Origin of the sequence: Streptomyces sp. DH24 (genome assembly GCF_029813775.1) — a bacterium.
In the GTDB taxonomy this organism is placed as follows: domain Bacteria; phylum Actinomycetota; class Actinomycetes; order Streptomycetales; family Streptomycetaceae; genus Streptomyces.
Genome location: NZ_JARVKW010000030.1, coordinates 17,979 through 35,699 on the forward strand (window position 1 = coordinate 17,979; position 17,721 = coordinate 35,699).

General features: G+C 70.3%; 18 protein-coding genes. 10 read left to right on the forward strand and 8 right to left on the reverse strand.

Annotated elements, in window-relative coordinates; translation table 11 throughout:
* Window positions 1-131: 131 nt before the first annotated feature.
* From QC282_RS22835 to rsmI, 6 genes are all read right to left on the reverse strand, one after another.
* Window positions 132-1,946, reverse strand: coding sequence for an ABC-F family ATP-binding cassette domain-containing protein (locus QC282_RS22835; protein WP_279551405.1), 1,815 nt, complete (start codon window positions 1,944-1,946; stop codon window positions 132-134).
* 118 nt (window positions 1,947-2,064) lie between these two features.
* The gene (locus QC282_RS22840; protein ID WP_279551406.1) at window positions 2,065-2,958 is read right to left on the reverse strand and encodes a 4-(cytidine 5'-diphospho)-2-C-methyl-D-erythritol kinase; all 894 of its coding nucleotides are present in this window, start codon (window positions 2,956-2,958) and stop codon (window positions 2,065-2,067) included.
* Window positions 2,955-3,845 (reverse strand): 16S rRNA (adenine(1518)-N(6)/adenine(1519)-N(6))-dimethyltransferase RsmA, encoded by an 891-nt coding sequence (gene rsmA / locus QC282_RS22845; protein ID WP_279551407.1) that lies wholly within the window; start codon window positions 3,843-3,845, stop codon window positions 2,955-2,957. Before rsmA ends, QC282_RS22840 begins: the two co-directional genes overlap by 4 nt.
* A gap of 61 nt (window positions 3,846-3,906) precedes the next feature.
* Entirely contained in the window at window positions 3,907-5,136 is a 1,230-nt protein-coding gene (locus QC282_RS22850; protein WP_279551408.1) for a resuscitation-promoting factor, read from the reverse strand.
* A gap of 166 nt (window positions 5,137-5,302) precedes the next feature.
* Entirely contained in the window at window positions 5,303-6,193 is an 891-nt protein-coding gene (locus tag QC282_RS22855; RefSeq protein ID WP_279551409.1) for a TatD family hydrolase, read from the reverse strand.
* A 148-nt stretch (window positions 6,194-6,341) separates the two neighbouring features.
* Window positions 6,342-7,190 (reverse strand): 16S rRNA (cytidine(1402)-2'-O)-methyltransferase, encoded by an 849-nt coding sequence (gene rsmI / locus QC282_RS22860; RefSeq protein ID WP_279551410.1) that lies wholly within the window; start codon window positions 7,188-7,190, stop codon window positions 6,342-6,344.
* A gap of 96 nt (window positions 7,191-7,286) precedes the next feature.
* Between rsmI and QC282_RS22865 the strand changes: the two genes are divergently transcribed.
* Window positions 7,287-9,029, forward strand: coding sequence for a dolichyl-phosphate-mannose--protein mannosyltransferase (locus tag QC282_RS22865; protein WP_279551411.1), 1,743 nt, complete (start codon window positions 7,287-7,289; stop codon window positions 9,027-9,029).
* 163 nt (window positions 9,030-9,192) lie between these two features.
* Here QC282_RS22865 and QC282_RS22870 read toward each other — a convergent pair whose 3' ends face one another.
* Window positions 9,193-9,624, reverse strand: coding sequence for a hypothetical protein (locus QC282_RS22870; RefSeq protein WP_279551412.1), 432 nt, complete (start codon window positions 9,622-9,624; stop codon window positions 9,193-9,195).
* 232 nt (window positions 9,625-9,856) lie between these two features.
* Between QC282_RS22870 and QC282_RS22875 the strand changes: the two genes are divergently transcribed.
* Window positions 9,857-11,518, forward strand: a complete 1,662-nt coding sequence (locus QC282_RS22875) for a DUF6119 family protein (protein ID WP_279551413.1) — start codon at window positions 9,857-9,859, stop codon at window positions 11,516-11,518.
* 76 nt (window positions 11,519-11,594) lie between these two features.
* The gene (locus QC282_RS22880) at window positions 11,595-12,386 is read left to right on the forward strand and encodes an NUDIX domain-containing protein (protein ID WP_279551414.1); all 792 of its coding nucleotides are present in this window, start codon (window positions 11,595-11,597) and stop codon (window positions 12,384-12,386) included.
* Here QC282_RS22880 and QC282_RS22885 read toward each other — a convergent pair.
* Entirely contained in the window at window positions 12,370-13,377 is a 1,008-nt protein-coding gene (locus tag QC282_RS22885; protein WP_279551460.1) for an XRE family transcriptional regulator, read from the reverse strand. The two genes, QC282_RS22880 and QC282_RS22885, sit on opposite strands and share 17 nt — an antisense overlap.
* A 903-nt stretch (window positions 13,378-14,280) precedes the next feature.
* On the opposite strand from QC282_RS22885, the gene QC282_RS22890 reads away from it, so the two are divergent.
* The 7 genes from QC282_RS22890 (at window position 14,281) to QC282_RS22920 (ending at window position 17,635) form a co-directional block, all read left to right on the forward strand.
* Window positions 14,281-14,664: an RNase adapter RapZ gene (locus tag QC282_RS22890; protein ID WP_142195769.1), complete on the forward strand. Its 384-nt coding sequence runs from the start codon at window positions 14,281-14,283 to the stop codon at window positions 14,662-14,664.
* A 120-nt stretch (window positions 14,665-14,784) separates the two neighbouring features.
* Window positions 14,785-15,054 (forward strand): DUF6284 family protein, encoded by a 270-nt coding sequence (locus QC282_RS22895; protein WP_279551415.1) that lies wholly within the window; start codon window positions 14,785-14,787, stop codon window positions 15,052-15,054.
* Window positions 15,051-15,497 (forward strand): Pycsar system effector family protein, encoded by a 447-nt coding sequence (locus QC282_RS22900; RefSeq protein ID WP_279551416.1) that lies wholly within the window; start codon window positions 15,051-15,053, stop codon window positions 15,495-15,497. Before QC282_RS22895 ends, QC282_RS22900 begins: the two co-directional genes overlap by 4 nt.
* Complete coding sequence (locus QC282_RS22905) at window positions 15,494-16,366, forward strand: protein spdB (protein WP_279551417.1); 873 nt, start codon at window positions 15,494-15,496, stop codon at window positions 16,364-16,366. The genes QC282_RS22900 and QC282_RS22905 overlap by 4 nt, the downstream gene beginning before the upstream one ends.
* On the forward strand, window positions 16,363-16,974 hold the full coding sequence (locus QC282_RS22910; protein WP_279551418.1) for a GGDEF domain-containing protein: 612 nt from the start codon (window positions 16,363-16,365) through the stop codon (window positions 16,972-16,974). The genes QC282_RS22905 and QC282_RS22910 overlap by 4 nt, the downstream gene beginning before the upstream one ends.
* Entirely contained in the window at window positions 16,971-17,321 is a 351-nt protein-coding gene (locus QC282_RS22915; RefSeq protein WP_279551419.1) for an RRQRL motif-containing zinc-binding protein, read from the forward strand. The genes QC282_RS22910 and QC282_RS22915 overlap by 4 nt, the downstream gene beginning before the upstream one ends.
* A complete protein-coding gene (locus QC282_RS22920; RefSeq protein WP_279551420.1) occupies window positions 17,318-17,635 on the forward strand; it encodes a hypothetical protein in 318 nt (105 codons plus the stop codon). Before QC282_RS22915 ends, QC282_RS22920 begins: the two co-directional genes overlap by 4 nt.
* Window positions 17,636-17,721 lie beyond the last annotated feature (86 nt).

The following is a 17,721-nucleotide window of genomic DNA, read 5'->3' on the forward strand; positions in this document are numbered from 1 at the left end:
GGTCGGTTCTCAGTCGGCTCTTTCTATCACCCGGCGCCGACATACCACGGGGCCGGATCCTCGCCTGTTCCCAAGGGAGGACCGGCCCGTGATGCCCTCGTTACGTCCCTTCACGCGCCCTTCACGGGCGGCTACGCGTCCTCCGCCAGTTCCAGCCAGCGCATCTCCAGCTCCTCGCGCTGCCCGGCCAGTTCCCGCAGTTCGGCGTCGAGCCCGGCGACCTTCGCGAAGTCCGTGGCGTTCTCGGCGATTTGGGCGTGGAGGCGGGATTCCTTCTCCGAGATCTTGTCCAGCTGCCGTTCGATCTTCTGGAGTTCCTTCTTCGCGGCGCGCTGGTCGGCGGCGCTCCGCTCCGGGGCCGCCCCGGTGTCGGCCCGGACGGCGGCCGGGGCCGCGGCGGCGGCCGCTTCCTCCATGCGCCGGCGGCGCTCAAGGTACTCGTCGATGCCGCGCGGCAGCATCCGCAGGGCGCCGTCGCCGAGCAGCGCGAACACCCGGTCGGTGGTCCGCTCGACGAAGAACCGGTCGTGGGAGATGACGACCATCGAGCCGGGCCAGCCGTCGAGGACGTCCTCCAGCTGGGTCAGCGTCTCGATGTCGAGGTCGTTGGTGGGCTCGTCCAGGAACAGCACGTTGGGCTCGTCCATGAGCAGCCGCAGCAGCTGGAGGCGGCGGCGCTCACCGCCGGACAGGTCACCGACCGGCGTCCACTGCTTCTCCTTGCCGAACCCGAACGTCTCGCACAGCTGCCCGGCGGTCATCTCGCGCCCCTTGCCGAGGTCGACGCGCTCCCGCACCCGCTGCACGGCCTCCAGCACCCGCCAGGCCGGGTCGAGTTCGGCGACCTCCTGGGAGAGGTAGGCGAGCCTGACGGTCTTGCCGACGCGGATGCTGCCGCCGACGGGCTGCGCCTCGCCCTGGGTGCGGGCGGCGTCGGCCATGGCGCGCAGCAGGGTCGTCTTGCCGGCGCCGTTCACGCCGACGAGGCCGATGCGGTCGCCGGGGCCGAGCTGCCAGGTGACGTGCTTGAGCAGGACCTTGGGACCGGCCTGGACGGTGACGTCCTCCAGGTCGAACACGGTCTTGCCGAGCCGGGAGGAGGCGAACTTCATCAGCTCGCTGCTGTCGCGGGGCGGCGGCACGTCCGCGATCAGCTCGTTGGCGGCCTCGACGCGGAAGCGCGGCTTGGAGGTGCGGGCGGGCGCGCCGCGCCGCAGCCAGGCCAGTTCCTTGCGGACCAGGTTCTGCCGCTTGACCTCCTCGGTGGCGGCGATGCGCTCGCGTTCGGCGCGGGCGAAGACGTAGTCGGAGTAGCCGCCCTCGTACTCGTGGACGACGCCGCGCTGGACGTCCCACATGCGGGTGCAGACCTGGTCGAGGAACCAGCGGTCGTGGGTGACGACGACGAGCGCGGACCGGCGGTCGCGCAGGTGCTCGGCGAGCCAGGCGATGCCCTCGACGTCGAGGTGGTTGGTCGGCTCGTCCAGGACGATGAGGTCCTGCTCCTCGATGAGGAGCTTGGCGAGCGCGATCCGGCGCCGCTCACCACCGGACAGCGGGCCGATGACGGTGTCCAGGCCCTTGGGGAAGCCGGGCAGGTCCAGGCCGCCGAACAGGCCGGTGAGCACGTCCCTGACCTTGGCGTTGCCGGCCCACTCGTGGTCGGCCATGTCGCCGATGACCTCGTGCCGCACGGTGGCCGCGGGGTCGAGGGAGTCGTGCTGGGTGAGCACGCCGAGGCGCAGCCCGCCGGAGTGCGTGACGCGTCCGGAGTCGGCGTCCTCCACCTTGGCCAGCATCCGGATCAGGGTGGTCTTGCCGTCGCCGTTGCGGCCGACGACGCCGATGCGGTCCCCTTCCGAGACGCCGAGCGAGATGCCGTCGAGGAGGGCACGGGTGCCGTAGACCTTGCTGACGTTCTCGACATTGACCAGGTTGACGGCCATTTTTCTCCTGCGCAGGGGGTTCGGTCAGCCTCCCAGCGTAGTGTGCGCCGGTCGGGTGACGGCCCGGGTACCGGTGAGGGCCGGGCGCGGTGGCCATGAGGGCCGGGTGGCCGGATGGTTACAGCACGGTCGCTCCGGGCACCGGTCCCGACGCGGTGCGGACGGTGCGGCAGGTGCCGGAGGCGCGCAGCGAATTCGCGATCTCCGTCGCCGACCCGGCGTCCCGGGCGAGGAACGCCGTGGTCGGGCCCGAGCCGGAGACCAGCGCGGTGAGCGCGCCGGCGGCGCGGCCCGCGGCGAGGGTGTCGGCGAGCTCCGGGAAGAGGGAGAGCGCGGCGGGCTGGAGGTCGTTGGAGACGGCGGCGGCGAGCGCATCCGGGTCGCCCTTGGCGAGGGCGTCGAGCAGGTCCGGCGAGGCGACCGGCTCGGGGATGTCGGTGCCCTCGGCGAGCCGGTCGAACTCCCGGAAGACGGCCGGGGTGGACAGTCCGCGTGCCGCCATCGCGAACACCCAGTGGAAGGTGCCGCCGACGTCCAGGGCGGTCAGCCGCTCACCGCGCCCGGTGCCGAGGGCGGCCCCGCCGACCAGGCTGAACGGCACGTCGCTGCCGAGTCCGGCGCAGAGGTCGAGCAGTTCCTCGCGGGAGGCGCCGGTCCCCCACAGCGCGTCGCAGGCGAGCAGGGCGGCGGCGCCGTCCGCGCTGCCGCCCGCCATGCCGCCGGCGACGGGGATGTCCTTGGTGATGTGCAGGTGCACGGCCGGGCTGCGGCCGTGGCGCGCGGCGAGGGCCTCGGCCGCGCGGGCCGCGAGGTTCGTGCGGTCCAGCGGCACCTGATCGGCGTCGGGGCCCTCGCAGGTGACGCGCCGTTCACCGGCCGGCGTGGCGGTGACCTCGTCGTGGAGACCGACCGCCAGGAAGACGTTGGCCAGGTCGTGGAAGCCGTCGGGGCGGGCGGCGCCGACCGCGAGCTGGACGTTGACCTTGGCGGGGACGCGGACGGTGACGCTCACTGCTGACCGGGCTCCTCGGACTGGGCGGCTGCCTTGTGCTCGGCGATGCGGGCGAACTCCTCGACGGTGAGGGCCTCGCCGCGCGCCTGCGGGGAGACCCCGGCGGCGACGAGGGCCGCCTCCGCGGCGGGCGCCGATCCGGCCCAGCCGGCGAGTGCCGCGCGCAGGGTCTTGCGGCGCTGCGCGAACGCGGCGTCCACGACCGCGAAGACCTCCTTGCGGGACGCCGTCGTCTTCAGCGGCTCGGCCCGGCGGACCAGGGACACCAGTCCGCTGTCGACGTTCGGCGCGGGCCAGAAGACGTTGCGGCCGATGGCGCCGGCGCGCTTGACCTCGGCGTACCAGTTGGCCTTGACGGACGGCACGCCGTACACCTTCGAGCCGGGGGCGGCGGCGAGGCGGTCGGCGACCTCGGACTGGACCATCACCAGGGTGCGCTCGATGCTCGGGAAGGTTTCGAGCATGTGCAGCAGGACGGGGACGGCGACGTTGTAGGGGAGGTTCGCGACGAGTGCCGTCGGGGCCGGGCCGGGCAGCTCGGTGACCTGCATGGCGTCGCGGTGCACGAGCGCGAAGCGGTCGGCGCGGTCCGGCATGCGGGCCTCGATGGTGGCGGGCAGCGCGGCGGCGAGCACGTCGTCGATCTCGACGGCGGTGACGCGGTCGGCGGCCTCCAGCAGCGCGAGGGTGAGGGAGCCGAGCCCCGGGCCCACCTCGACGACGACGTCGTCGGGGCGGACGTCGGCGGTACGGACGATACGGCGGACGGTGTTCGCGTCGATCACGAAGTTCTGGCCGCGCTGCTTGGTGGGACGCACACCGAGGGCACCGGCGAGTTCACGCACGTCGGCGGGCCCGAGAAGCGCGTCGGGGGTGGGGCTGGTCACGGGACAAGGGTACGGGTCGGTGGCGGGGGCCGGTGCCGCCGAGCCCGGCGGCAGGGCCCGCTCAGCTGTGCAGACGGCTGCCGCAGTGCGGCCACGGGCTGGTGCCCTGCCGCTGGTAGAGCAGCTTCGCCCGGTAGGTCTGCTCCGCGGCGGGGGCGTCCTGGGGGCGGCCCGTCCCGCCGAGCGCCTGCCAGGTCCGGCGGTCGAACTGGTAGAGGCCCCCGTACGTCCCCGAGGGGTCCACCGCGTCGGCCCGGCCGCCCGACTCGCACTGCGCCAGCCCCCGCCAGTTCAGGTCGTCCGCCCCGCCGGCCGACCGCGGCTGCGGCTTCGTGCCGACCTTCACCAGTCGCGCCCGCGGCTCGCGCAGCACCTCGGAGCCGGTCCGGCGCGGTTTCTGCCGTACCCCGTTGACGGTCCGCACGGCGTACGTGCCCCGCAGCACCCCCGGCCGCCCGGCGCGTTCGACGACCTCCGTGCCCCGGAACAGCGACGGGTCCGCCACCCGCCGCACCGGGAACGGGATCGCCTCCTCGCGGACCTCCTTGCCCGCCCTGATCCGCAGCACGGTCACCGTCTGCCCGTCGCGTGGGAAGCCGTCCTGCGGCACGGACGTCGTGTCCTGCCCGCGCAGCGTCACCCCGGCCGCCTCGACGGCCTCCCGTACGGTCGCGGCGTTCGTGCGGATGGTGCGGGCCCGGCCGTCGGCCAGGATCGTCACCGTGCGCTCGGTGCGCACCGCGAGTTCGAGCCCCGTGCGCCCGATGCGCCGGGAGCGCGACGCCGACAGGTACGCGCCCTCGGCACGCACCCCGAGCTGTCTGAGCGCGCCCTTCACGGTCGGCTCGGTCGTCCACACCTCGCGCCGGTGGCCGTCGATGGTGAGCCGCACGGGACGCCCGTAGCGCACCACGACCTCGTCGCCGTCCGCCAGTTCCGCACCCGGCGCGGGCGCCACCACGTCGTGGGCGTCGACCCGGACGCCCTCCTCGGCGAGGAGTTCACCGACGTCGTCGGCGAAGGTGTGCAGGGTGCGGGCCCGGCCGTCGACGTTGAGCTCGATCGCCTTGTCCTTGGCCACGAACGCGCTGGTGCCGCCCGCGAGGAACGCGACGACCAGCGCCTGCGGCAGCAGACGGCGCACGGCTCCCTCCGCGCGCTCGGCGGACCGGCCCTTGCGCCGGTGTCCCGGCCGCCGCCTCGCGCCCGGCACGGCGTACCCGCGTTCCGTCGTCTCCGCGCTGCGCGGATTCCGCTCGTACAGATCCGTCTCGTCTTGCGTACTGCCCACGCCGACACGCTCCAAAGGCCGATGAGCCGGACCGGACGGGGTCCGGATCGGGGCCAGAACCTAGTGGAGCGACGGTCACTCTCCAAAGCGACGCGACTACGCGACGTCAGGAAAACCGGCGGGTTCTCGGTGGCGCGCGGTCGTCGACCGCCCGGTTCCCTGACCCTCAGTAACCGAAAGCGCGTGCCGTGTTCGCCGCCAGCGCCGTCGCCAGGGCGTCTTCCCCGATGCCCCGCACCGCGGCCATCGCCCGCACCGTGACCGGAACGAGATAGGGCGCGTTGGGCCGTCCGCGGTACGGCACCGGCGTCAGGAACGGCGCGTCCGTCTCCACGAGGACCAGCTCCAGCGGCGCCACGGCGAGGGCGTCGCGCAGGTGCTGGGCGTTCTTGAACGTGACGTTGCCGGCGAAGGACATGAAGTACCCGGCGCGGGCGCAGACTTCCGCCATCTCGGCGTCGCCCGAGTAGCAGTGGAACACCGTCCGCTCGGGGGCGCCCTCCTCCTTCAGGACGCGCAGCACGTCCGCGTGGGCGTCGCGGTCGTGGATGACGAGGGCCTTGCCGTGCCGCTTGGCGATCTCGATGTGGGCGCGGAAGGACCTCTCCTGCGCCTCCTTGCCCTCGGGACCGGTGCGGAAATAGTCGAGGCCTGTCTCGCCGACGCCCTTGACCTGCTCCAGCGCGGCCAGCCGGTCGATCTCGGCGAGCGCCTCGTCCAGGGCGGCGTCCCCGCCCGGTTCGCGGGCGCCCTGCCGGGACCAGCCGTCGGGGTCGCCGTGCACGATGCGCGGCGCCTCGTTGGGGTGCAGGGCGACGGTCGCGTGGACGGCGTCGTACGCGGCGGCCGTCTCGGCGGCCCAGCGGGACCCGGCGAGGTCGCAGCCGACCTGCACGACCGTGGTGACCCCGACCGACGCGGCCTTCGCCAGGCCCTCCTCCACCGTGCCGGACTGCATGTCGAGGTGGGTGTGGGAGTCGGCGACCGGCACCCGGAGCGGCTCCGGGAGGGGCGGTGCGGCGTTCTTCTCGGCCGGGTCGGCGGCGTTCGCAGGCATGCCCCGATCCTACGAAAGGGGCCCGCCGGACCGGTCCGCGGAGCCGCCCGCCCGGCCCGCCCCGCGGCCGGCCGTCCGCGACGTACCTCACGAACTCCCCGCCGCCTCGGCTCACCGTCGCCGGACAGGCCCTTTGGCCCCGCGCCGCTCAGGCCCCGGCGTTCTTCGCCGCGACCACCGCGTCGAACACCTCGCGCTTGGGCACGCCCACCTCGGCGGCGACCGCGGCGATGGCCTCCTTGCGCCGCTCCCCCGCCTCTTCGCGCACCCGCACCCGGCGCACCAGTTCCGCGGCGTCGAGCTCCCCGGGCCCCTTCTCGGGGGCGCCCTCGACGACGACGGTGATCTCACCGCGCACGCCGTCGCGCGCCCAGTCGGCCAGCTCGCCCAGCGGGCCGCGCCTGACCTCCTCGTACGTCTTGGTCAGCTCCCGGCAGACCGCGGCCCGCCGGCCGGTGCCGAACGCCTCGGCCATCGCGGCCAGGGTGTCGTCCAGCCGGTGCGGCGCCTCGAAGTAGACGAGGGTGCGGCGCTCCCCGGCGACCTCGCGCAGCCGGGACAGCCGCTCGCCCGCCTTGCGCGGCAGGAATCCCTCGAAGCAGAACCGGTCGACGGGCAGCCCGGACAGCGCGAGCGCGGTGAGCACGGCGGACGGTCCGGGCACCGCCGTGACCCGGATGTCCTTCTCGACGGCCGCGGCGACCAGCCGGTAGCCGGGGTCGGAGACGGACGGCATCCCGGCGTCGGTGACGAGCAGCACGCGCGCGCCGCCCACGAGTTCCTCGACCAGTTCGGGCGTGCGGGCGGACTCGTTGCCCTCGAAGTACGACACGACGCGCCCCTTGGGCGTGACGCCGAGTGCCTGCGTGAGGCGGCGCAGCCGGCGGGTGTCCTCGGCGGCGACGACGTCGGCGCCGGCCAGCTCGGCGGCGAGCCGGGGCGGGGCGTCCTGGACGTCGCCGATGGGGGTGCCCGCCAAAACAAGGGTTCCAGTCACGTTTCCATCCTCGCAGGGGCGGCACACGGCGGACGCATCCGGACGGGTACCGGACATGCGCGGGACTCACACAGAAGGGTTCCCTACGATGGCGCGGTGACCAGTACCGCGTCCTCCACGGACATCCGGCAGGGCCAGGAACCGCACGACGAGCAGCCGTCGTGGCAGCAGCGGCTGCGCCGTTTCGGACACACGGCCCGGCCGGCGAGCGACGTCCGGGACCGGCTGGTGCCGCCGTACACCGCGCCGAGCCCGCGGATGTGGGCGGCGCTCGGCCTGCCGAAGCCGGTCACCGCGCGGCTGGCGCGCTGGTCCGGCTGGGTCGGTCCGCTGCTCGTCACGCTGCTGGCCGGGGTGCTCCGGTTCTGGAACCTGGGCAGCCCGAAGGCGGTGATATTCGACGAGACGTACTACGCCAAGGACGCGTGGGCGCTGGTCCACCGCGGCTTCGAGGTCAACTGGGACAAGAACGCCAACGACCTGATCCTGTCGACCAACGGGGACGTGCCGATCCCGGCGGACGCGGCGTACGTCGTGCATCCGCCGGTGGGCAAGTACGTCATCGGGCTCGGCGAGCTGATGTTCGGCTTCGACCCGTTCGGCTGGCGCTTCATGACGGCGCTGCTCGGCACGCTGTCCGTCCTGATGCTGTGCCGCATCGGGCGCCGGCTGTTCCGCTCCACGTTCCTCGGCTGCCTCGCGGGCGCGCTGATGGCGGTGGACGGGCTGCACTTCGCGATGAGCCGCACCGCGCTGCTCGACGGGGTGCTGATGTTCTTCGTGCTGGCGGCGTTCGGCTGCCTGCTGATCGACCGGGACAGGGCGCGCGCGAAACTCGCCGCCGCGCTGCCCGCCGACGACGAGGGGCGGGTCCGGCCGGACGCGCACACGGCGGAGACGACGTCCCTGCTGTGGCGGCCGTGGCGCTGGGCGGCGGGCCTCATGCTGGGCCTGGCGATCGGCACCAAGTGGAACGGGCTGTACGTCCTGGCCGCGTTCTGCGTGATGACGGTGCTGTGGGACGTGGCCTCCCGCCGGGTGGCCGGCGCGCGGCACCCCTACCTGGCGGTGATCAAGCACGACCTGGGCCTGGCGTTCCTGGCCACGGTGCCGGTCGCGGTGGTCACGTACGTCCTGTCGTGGACCGGCTGGATCATGTCCCCGACGAACGGCAAGGGCGGCTACTACCGCAACTGGGCCGCCACCGACGGCAAGGACAGCGACTGGTCGTGGCTGTTCCCGGACTGGTGGCGCAGCCTGTGGCACTACGAGCACCAGGTGTACGAGTTCCACGTCGGGCTGTCCTCGCCGCACACGTACGAGTCGAACCCGTGGAGCTGGATCGTCACCGGCCGCCCGGTGTCGTACTTCTACGAGTCGCCGGCGCCCGGCAAGGACGGCTGCCCGGTGGACGCGGGCGAGAAGTGCGCCCGCGAGGTGCTGGCGATCGGCACGCCGCTGCTGTGGTGGGTGGCCTGCGCCGCGCTGCTCTACGTCCTGTGGCGCTGGGCGTTCCGCCGCGACTGGCGGGCGGGCGCGATCGCCTGCGGCGTCGCGGCCGGCTACCTGCCCTGGTTCCTGTACCAGGAGCGCACGATCTTCTACTTCTACGCGATCGTCTTCGTGCCGTTCCTGTGCCTGGCGGTGGCGATGCTCCTGGGCGCCCTGGTCGGCCCGGCGAAATCCTCGGACACCCGCCGGGTGGCGGGCGCGACAGCGACGGGCGTCCTGGTCCTGCTGATCGCGTGGAACTTCATCTACTTCTGGCCCATCTACACCGGCACGGCCATCCCGATGGACGACTGGCGGGCACGGATGTGGCTCGATACGTGGGTCTAGCTGGACAGACATCCCATGAGGGTGCGGCGGAGCGCCCCGCCCTCATGGGTGTTGTTGGTCGTCGGTGGGCGTTGCTGGTCCCCCTCGCACGGCCCAGTGACGGCCCGGCTGCCCTGCGACGCCAACCGCCAGCACCTCGTCCACACGCGACCGGCTAGGCCCTTCAGCGCTGGCTCGGAACAGCGGTGTACAGCAGCCGGAGACCGTGCATAGCAGCATGGAACGCAGCCGCGATCTCACGCGCCCTCTGCTCAGTCTCGATCACCCTCAAGGAGATGTAGCCAGGCGCAATGCTGGCCTGCGTCACCGTGTCCGTGAGTACCAGCGCCTCAGCCGCGGACCCCAGGACTGTCACTGCTTCGTCCGGGATGGTGGGCCCGCTGCTGGTCATAGCGTCAAGCACCACCTTCCAGCGCCGGCCCTGCCGAGCGACGCACACAAAGATCGCGTCGTTGGTCTTGGCGCTTCTGTAGGCCGCGCGGTGAGCCTCCGGTTCGGTGCAGTCGGGGATGAGGGAAGGCGGGAGGGGCATTCCAGGCGTCGGCATGCTCACATCGTCGCAGGCCGTCGCACCGTCAATCAGGGGAACGCCCATCCTCACGGATTGAACTTCAGGCTCCCCACGGATGCCACCGAGGCCGAGCAGCAAGGGCGTGGCCGCCAGTGGTCACCATCGCCCGAATACCGTCAGGCCTCATCTGTCACTGCCGACTCGTTCGCCTCTACCTTACTCCGGATTGAACCTTTAGTTCGATTTACGTTCGAATGCCAATGCGAGAGTATGGATGTACGATCCACGATTCCGAGATCGAATCAGGGGGGGTCCTGTGACGAACCAAGCGGGCGGGTCTAAGGGTACGGCACGTCGTTCTACGCTCTATCGACTCATCGACACTGAGGCAAATAGCGACGACTTGAAAGAGGCATTGGTCAAGTACTATGCGGAGGACAGCAACTTCACGGTATCGTCAACCAAACTAGACACAGTGCCCGCCGTCACCATTTGGGGCGTCGTCGGCAAGAAAGAACGCGCCGATTGGTGCGCGACCTTCAAATCACTTACCGGTATGGACGCAGCAGTTGCCAACGTAGCTTCTGCTGCAGCCATCCTCATAGCAGCGCCTGGAGGACCGTACGCCATAACGTACGGAATGGGCCATCTTCTAATCGACGCAGCAAGAATCGACCCTGGTTTCGGCCTCGCCTTCTCCATACGCTCCATCGAGCCGACCGAGATTCGTCAGATCACGCGAAACATACTCGACAGTCGCGCAAGGGTGGATCGCAGTACCGTTCCTGGCGGGCAGTCAATCAGAGGCTTCGGCATCGAACATTACGGTGAGGTTGTTAGCCGCCTCGCTGGCACCCTGGGATCTATTCAGATGACGTTCAACAGGTCAAATCCCAGGAAAGTTAGCATAGCCGCGGCAGACTCTCTCAAAATACCACTCGGCGTCAAACCCGTAGACCTATTGAGCGACCTACAAGAGATCACTCGAATCACTCAAACTGCCTCACCCGTCCCGGAACTCGGTTTCATCGATCAAATCCGCGGATTGAAGTCGAACAATAAGACCGTCAAACAGCTAGAAAAACAGCTCGCCAGAGCACTGACCTCGACAACCGCAGCGCCTATTGCGCTCACCCTGCCGGCCGAGTGCGAGGAGTACGAACACACAGCACAGTCTTACCGGATCAAGCTAGCTTCTGACCGGTTCGAGGTAGTAGACGAACTGGCCATATCCGCCGTTCTAGATAGAGTCAGCCCTCTTGCCGTGACCGACCGCCTGGAAGCTCTGCGCGCAGGTTACATCCAGATGTGTTCGGACCCCGAAGGAAAAGAAAAGGTAAGCCGGCAGGTTAAGACTCACAAGTGGCTAGCTTTTGAGGCTTCACTCAATTCCGGTCACTTCTTCTACCATCAAGGCAAGTGGTTTGAAGTCGGAGATAACTACCTAGAGTTCCTACACAAACGACTGGACGAGATATTTAACCGTCCGGCCTCCATCCCCCTACCCAAGTGGGAGCCAACTTGGGAGGAAGAGGAGGACTATAACCGAGAGGCGACCAAACTTATAAGCGGATCTGTCTGTCTGGACCGAAAGAAAATTCACACCTTGCAGCATCCGTACGGCATCGAAGCCTGTGACATCATCGGACCAAATAACGAGCTGATACACATCAAACGAGCCTCCAGTTCCGGCCCCTTGAGCCATTTGTTCATGCAAGGGTGGGTTTCCATGGAGGCGCTACGATCGGATCGCGAAGCCCGGGAAAAGCTACTGAAACGCGTCAGGGAGCGGAGCGCGACTCACCCCTATAACCCGGACTTCAAACCGAAAAAACTGATCTACGGAATCGCTATCAAAAGGGATTCCACAGTAACCCGGAAGAGCCTGTTCACGTTCTCCCAGGTTGCCTTGATGCGCGCGATTAACGCACTAGAAAATGCGGATGTCGATGTTGAAGTAATCCCCATCCCCCAGTAGATGAGGCGCGCCAAGCTCGGCATGCCGGTGACGCTACTCTGGTACGCACCACTTGAGAACGGAGAGTGCTCCGCGGATGGGACCCAAGACGACCAAGGTCTACGAGACGCTGCGACAGCGGCTTGCCGAAGGCGAGTACGGCGGGCCCGGAGACAAGATCCCCTCTGAACGCACACTGACCGAGGAAATGGCAATTGGCCGGACCGCGCTCCGGCAGGTTCTCGCTCGTCTCGTGGCCGAGGGTGCCCTGGAGGTGCGGGGACGTAGCTCGTATCGGGTGCCAGGTACGGTGAGCGTGTCGCCACCGGACGGGTTGGAGCCGTGGCGCATCCACGGTGAGCGCGACTTGTACGACAACCGATGGGTGAAGCTTCAGCTCTGGGACGTGGAACCGCCCGGCATGAAGTCGTTTGAGCACCACGTGGTGAAGCTGCAACATGTGGCCATCACCGCTGTTCTGGACGACCAGGACCGTGTACTCATGATGTGGCGCTACCGCTTCGTACCCCAACAGTTCGGCTGGGAGCTCCCGGGCGGCATCGTCGATGCCGGTGAGGAACCGGCAGACACAGCGCTGCGGGAAGTGGTCGAGGAAACCGGGTGGCGTCCGAAGGCACTGGAACACGTCGTGAGCTATCAGCCCATGGTCGGCATGGTCGACTCGCCTCACGAAATCTTCGTTGGCCACGGGGCTGAACGAGTCGGTGAACCGACCGACCTGGAGGAAGCCGGCCACATCGAATGGGTTCCCCTCGCAGACATTCCGGGGCTCATGGCCCGCGGTGAGCTAATGGGATCGGGCACCCTAGTTGCCTTGCTGTACATCCTGGCCAACCGGCGCGCGCAGGGAGTCACAGCCGCGCGCTGAGCATGTCGACACGACGGCGCTGCCGCACCGAACCGGTGCGGCCCGCCAGTAGCCGGGCCTGTTTCAGATGGGTGTGGGCGTCGTCGTACTCGGCTCGCGCCAGGTGCGCGTGCGCCAAGTCCGTGTGCAGTCCAGCGCGCGCCCGGACGAACGACGGGTCCATGTCTTCCAGCGCTCCGTACAGACTCGTGACTGCCTCGCCGTCACCGAGCATGGCGAGCACGTTGCCTTGCCACCGCGCAAGGTGGGTGCCGTTCAGGAAGATGCTCAGCATGTCCGGGTCTCTGTCCTCCGGACCCGGTGGGATGGCAGCCAGAGCCGCATCGAGCGCGCGCCGAGAATCGTCCGGCATGCCGGCGTACGCGCACATCTCCGCTTCAGCGGCGTACAGCCACGCCCGCAATCGGGCGGAAGCCGACTGGCCAACGGTTCGCCGAGCGTCGCGTACGAGCTCGACCCCGAGCGCGGGCCGACCGGCCTCACAGAGCACGTACGCCTGTTCCGCCATGGCGTGGGCGAGATACATCGGAGCCTCAGCGTCACGCGCCGCTCGCTTCGCAAGTTCGTAGTGCCGCCACGCCCGTTCGACGGCTCCGGAGTCGATGGCCTGCCACGCCGCGAGGGTCGACGCACCCGCGAGGGCGAGCGCCACGGGGCGGCGCGCGGTCGGCAGCACAGCAAAGTTGAGCGCGTCCTCCAGGGCAGCAAGATGCCCTGTCATCTGGTCGACCAGGCTGGCCGCGCCCCTCTGCCTGTCCATGGTGCGGAGCAACTCCGTCTGATCGTTGAACGCCTGGACCATGGACTCACCCACGCTGCCGGCCGCGTCGATCCGGCTGAGTAGTTCGTCGTAGCCGTCGGCGGAAACGACCGCCGGCGTCGATGCGGCGCTTCTCAACTCTGCGTCAGTGACGCCGAGAAGCTTCCTCAGAATGCCCGCATACCGGTCTGAGAGCGTCCGCTTCCCGTTCTCCCACTCGGACACGTACACCCGCAGGCTCGCGGTTGAGGCAACGTCCGTGACGTTCCACCGGGCGTACTGCTCAATCTCGCGAACCAGTCGCTCCTGAGACCAGCCGCGCGCCGCCCGCGCGCTTCGAAGTCCTGCGCCCACAGATCACCGTCCGCCGGTAATAGCCCTCACTGGCGCTCTCAGCATGCCGCACATTGCCGCAGGTCAACAGGGGTTAACAGGCCGGATGTTAAGCGCTGTTGGCTACCGACGACCCCGCTCTGAGCTGTCTTCTGGAGAGGCACCGCAGGGAGTGAAAGGCACCCGAAACGGCGAACCGCCTTGACTCTGGTGCGCACCAGATGCCAACCTTCTGGTGCGCACCAGTTTGCGGGGCTGGCTCAGGCCCCTGGTGCGCGGAACAACCCCGCCGGGCCCGCTTACACGCGGCCCGAGCGGCAGGGGAGGCGTAGAAGTCCGTCGCCTTCACGGATCGATCGGTGTCATCGGCTAAGCCGCTGGTCTGACCCTCGGGCGGAGACCCAGGGACCGGATCACGGGGATCCCGGTGATTGGGCTGCACCCGGTCCATGACACCCGCGAGGGATGGGAGCGCCGTTCAGCGAGTGACGACTGAGCGGCACGGCAATGGCGCGCCGTCGGAGGGAGGCGGAGCAAGGCGCGTACGGAGCCGCGAGAGATCAAGCCGACTTCCCCGCGATCTACGGGCAGTTCGGTGTGAACCGATGACAGACCTTGGGTGCCGTTGGAGACCGGACCGGCCGGCGGCACCCGTACAGCGTGCCGGTCCGCTTGTTGGTTTCGCAGTGCTGAAGCTGCGGCCGGCTGCCTCTCCCGTCCGTCCGTTCCGCGCTCTGCGTGAGGGATGTACGGGCGGGAGTGCGGGGAGCCGGAACACCCCTTCGCCTCTTTGGAGCCCTGATGGCTGCTGCCGTTGAGATCGTTTCGTTCGGCTACCTGCACGATGAGCCGCCCGCCGCGCACCTGACCATCGACCTGCGTGAGCACTTCCGTGACCCGCACGTCAGTCCGGAGCTGCGGTACATGACGGCCCACGACGAGCCCGTCCGCACGGCCGTGCTGAGCACCCCCGGGGTCGCGGCGCTGGCACTGGCGACCGCTGCGGCAGTGGAGGCGTACGCGTCGGGCCCTTCCTGGGGGCTCATCCGGATCGCCGACGGCTGCGCGGGGGGCCGCCACCGCGCGCCCGTCTTCGCCCTCGCGCTCGCCGAACTGCTGCGTGACGCCGGACACCAGGTCACCGTGCATCACCGCGACCTGGACAAGGACGTCGTCCAGCGCTGACCTTGCCCACGTTCCACCCGCAGCCGGAACCCCGGCTGCCTCACCAACGGCGCGCGGTCCCCGGGTGGCACCCCGGGGACCGCTGTCGGGCCGTTCCATCTGTGAGAGGACCACGACCCAATGAGTCACATCGTCACTGTTCAGGACGCTGTTACCGCGTTCGCCGACTTCATGGAGCCGACGGCCGCGGAGCTGGACGCGATCGAGCTGGAGATGCCCGTCATCCTGGCGGACGTCGACCTGCTCGACGCGTACATCGTCACGCTGGACCGCACGCCGACCGAGCTGGACGTCCGCCGGATCCGCCGGGCCCGCCGCCGCGCGCTGGCCGCCCGCGTCGCGCTGCTCAACCGCACCACGGCCGCGAGCCTGCCCGGGGGTGCCGCGTGAGCGCCACCGAACGGAACCTGATCGCCGCGCACGCCGAGGTGAAGGCGGAGATCACGCGCACGGACAGCAAGACGGCGCTGCTGCTGGCGTTCGTCGGCGCTGTGCTGGCTGGGGCGTGGACGGTCGCCCGTGACCTGCCGCTGAACTGGCCCGCCGTTGTCGTGGGCGGGGCCGGTATGGCGCTGCTGGTCGCGGCGGCCGGTCTGCTGCTGCGTTCGGTCCGCCCGAACGTCAGCGGCCGGCACGGCTTTCCGCTGTGGGCCACGCTCACGGCGGAGGAGATCAGCGCCGCTGTCTCTGCCGACCTGGCCGCCGACATCGCCAGCCTGTCCCGGCTGGCCGTCACCAAGTTCACCTGCCTGCGCCGCGCGGTCGACCTCATCCGCGCCGGCGGGGCGCTGCTCATCCTCGCCGCCCTGCTCACCGCGGGAGGTGCGCTGTGAACGCCAAGACCGTCATGCCAGCCGTCGCGATGACGGCCGTGTCCATGGTGCTGACCCTGGCCGTGGTCGTGATGTGGCTGGGCACCGCGGTGCCGTGGCCGGTGGCCGTGGTCGTCGGTCTGGGTATCGACGGCGGATGGCTGGCCACCCTCGCCTACGAACGGCGTCTGGCCGCCCAGGGCGACCGCAACCGGGCCGTGACCGCCGTCGGCTGGTCCTTCGGCCTCATCGCCACCGGCGTCCTCATCGCGCACGCGCTCACCACGGACGGCGCCCGTGGGGCGTGGCTGGCCGTGGCATGGCTGCCGATCGCGGCCAAGGCCCTGTGGCTGGTGCACAGCCTGTGGGAGCGCACCGCGCTCACTCCGGTCGCGCTGGACGCGATCCGTGGGATTCAGCAGGAAGCGCGCGATGAGGCGGCCGTGGCCCGCGCCCGGCTGCGGGCGGAAGCGGCCACGGAGGAGACCCGGTTGACGGCCGTGACCGAGGCCGGTGCCCGCGTCGCACGCGTCCAGGCCAAGACCGCCGCCACCCTCGCCGGGGCGTGGTCGACGCTGGAGACGGCCCGCCAGGGCGACGGCACGAACCGGGCCCTGACGTGCGTCACAGAGCGCGTCACGCCCGCGTCACAGCCGATGTGGAAGCTCCCCGTCTGGGGCCCCAGCGAGCCGGTCCCCGCCATCGGCGCGGTGCCCTCGCTGACCAACGACGAGTTGGACGCCATCGTCGCCGACATCCTCAACGCCGAGGGCACGGCAATGCCCTACCGCGAGCTGTCGGCCCGCTTCCGGGCCCGGGGACACAGTGCCGGAGAGACCCGGCTGCGTGCCTCCTTCGGGCGCGTCACCCGGAAGGAGACGGCCGCATGAACACCCCGGCCCTGTCCCTGATAGCTGCCTTATCGGCGGCGTGGGGCCTCCACACGGTGTGGATGTCGCGTCGTCTGCGGACCGCCCGCCGGGACCCGCTCACCGGTCTGTGGACGCGGGACGCCTTCACCCGCCAGGCCCGCCGTCTGCTGCGCAACCGGCACGCGGTCGTGGTCCTCGCGGACGTGGACCGCTTCAAGCAGGTCAACGACACCCACGGCCACGCCGCCGGGGACGCGCTCCTTGCCGCCACGGCCGCCCGGCTCGCTCACGCGGTGGGCCGCTCCGGTGTGGTCGGCCGGCTGGGCGGGGACGAGTTCGCCGCCGTCCTGGTCGACCGAGACGGCACCGCCGCCGACCAACTCGCCATCCTGGGCCGCATCCTGGCCCGCCCGGTCGACAACGCCCCCGACGTGCACACCAGCGTCTCCCTCGGGTGGGTGCGACGGGCCGACCACCCCGACGAGGACCTGTCGGCCCTGCTGCGGCGCGCGGACGAGGCCATGTACGCGGCCAAGCGGGCACCTGTCCCGGTCCACCGGGCCGCCCTGGACCGTCTGCTCGCCTCCGTCACCGGCCGCCGGCCCGGCCGCCGTCGCACGGCATGAGCACCCTGCCCGTCTACCGGTGGCGCCTTGCCCCGGACGGACTGGCCACCCGCCGCCAGCTCCGCGCTGCCGGGCTGCGGCCGGGTGGCCAGGACGTGGCCGCGCAACTCGAACGCCCCCGCCGCCGGCGGGGCCCGCTGGTCGCCTACCTGTACCGCGTCGACCTGGCCAAGCCTGTGCGGCCGATGACCCCTGCGAAATGGGCGGCGCTGGCCAAGGCCAACGCCGCCCGCCGCATCTGCACCGCATGCCGGCGCGATGCCGGATACGTCATCCCCGCCGCGCTGGGCACCTGCGTGCCCTGCGCCTACCCCGGCCCGAACGGACCGGAAGGGAGCACCCGTTGAGCAACGCCGACCTGCGCCGCCTGGACCGCGAGATCCAGGCGACCACGAAGAAGCTGGAGGCCGTGCGCCGGGGCGAGTTGTGGCCGCTGAACGGCCGCGAGCGCCGCGCCATGACCCGCGCCATCGCCGCCGGCGCCTACCGCACCGCCCGCGGCCGCAGCACCGGCCGCGCCGAGCAGCAGATCGAGTCCACGAGCAGCGGCGCCGAGATGCGCCTGACCGCGGAACTGGCCGCCCTGCACGGCGAGCGGCAGCGGCTCATCACCGAGGCCGCCCGCGCCAAGGCCAAGAAGAAGTCCTCCGGCTGGTGGTGACCAGCCAACCCCCGCACGCCGGGGTGGCCGTGACTTTCCACGGACCCGGCCACCCCGGCTCTCCCCCATCCCGCCCCACAAGGGCA

Excerpts from the sequence above, each read along its gene's own strand:
- QC282_RS22835 (WP_279551405.1), bottom strand. The coding sequence starts at position 1,946 with ATGGCCGTCAACCTGGTCAATGTCGAGAACGTCAGCAAGGTCTACGGC.
- QC282_RS22855 (WP_279551409.1), bottom strand. The coding sequence starts at position 6,193 with ATGCCTGCGAACGCCGCCGACCCGGCCGAGAAGAACGCCGCACCGCCC.
- QC282_RS22870 (WP_279551412.1), bottom strand. The coding sequence starts at position 9,624 with ATGGGCGTTCCCCTGATTGACGGTGCGACGGCCTGCGACGATGTGAGC.
- QC282_RS22880 (WP_279551414.1), top strand. The coding sequence starts at position 11,595 with ATGGGACCCAAGACGACCAAGGTCTACGAGACGCTGCGACAGCGGCTT.
- QC282_RS22890 (WP_142195769.1), top strand. The coding sequence starts at position 14,281 with ATGGCTGCTGCCGTTGAGATCGTTTCGTTCGGCTACCTGCACGATGAG.
- QC282_RS22895 (WP_279551415.1), top strand. The coding sequence starts at position 14,785 with ATGAGTCACATCGTCACTGTTCAGGACGCTGTTACCGCGTTCGCCGAC.
- QC282_RS22910 (WP_279551418.1), top strand. The coding sequence starts at position 16,363 with ATGAACACCCCGGCCCTGTCCCTGATAGCTGCCTTATCGGCGGCGTGG.
- QC282_RS22915 (WP_279551419.1), top strand. The coding sequence starts at position 16,971 with ATGAGCACCCTGCCCGTCTACCGGTGGCGCCTTGCCCCGGACGGACTG.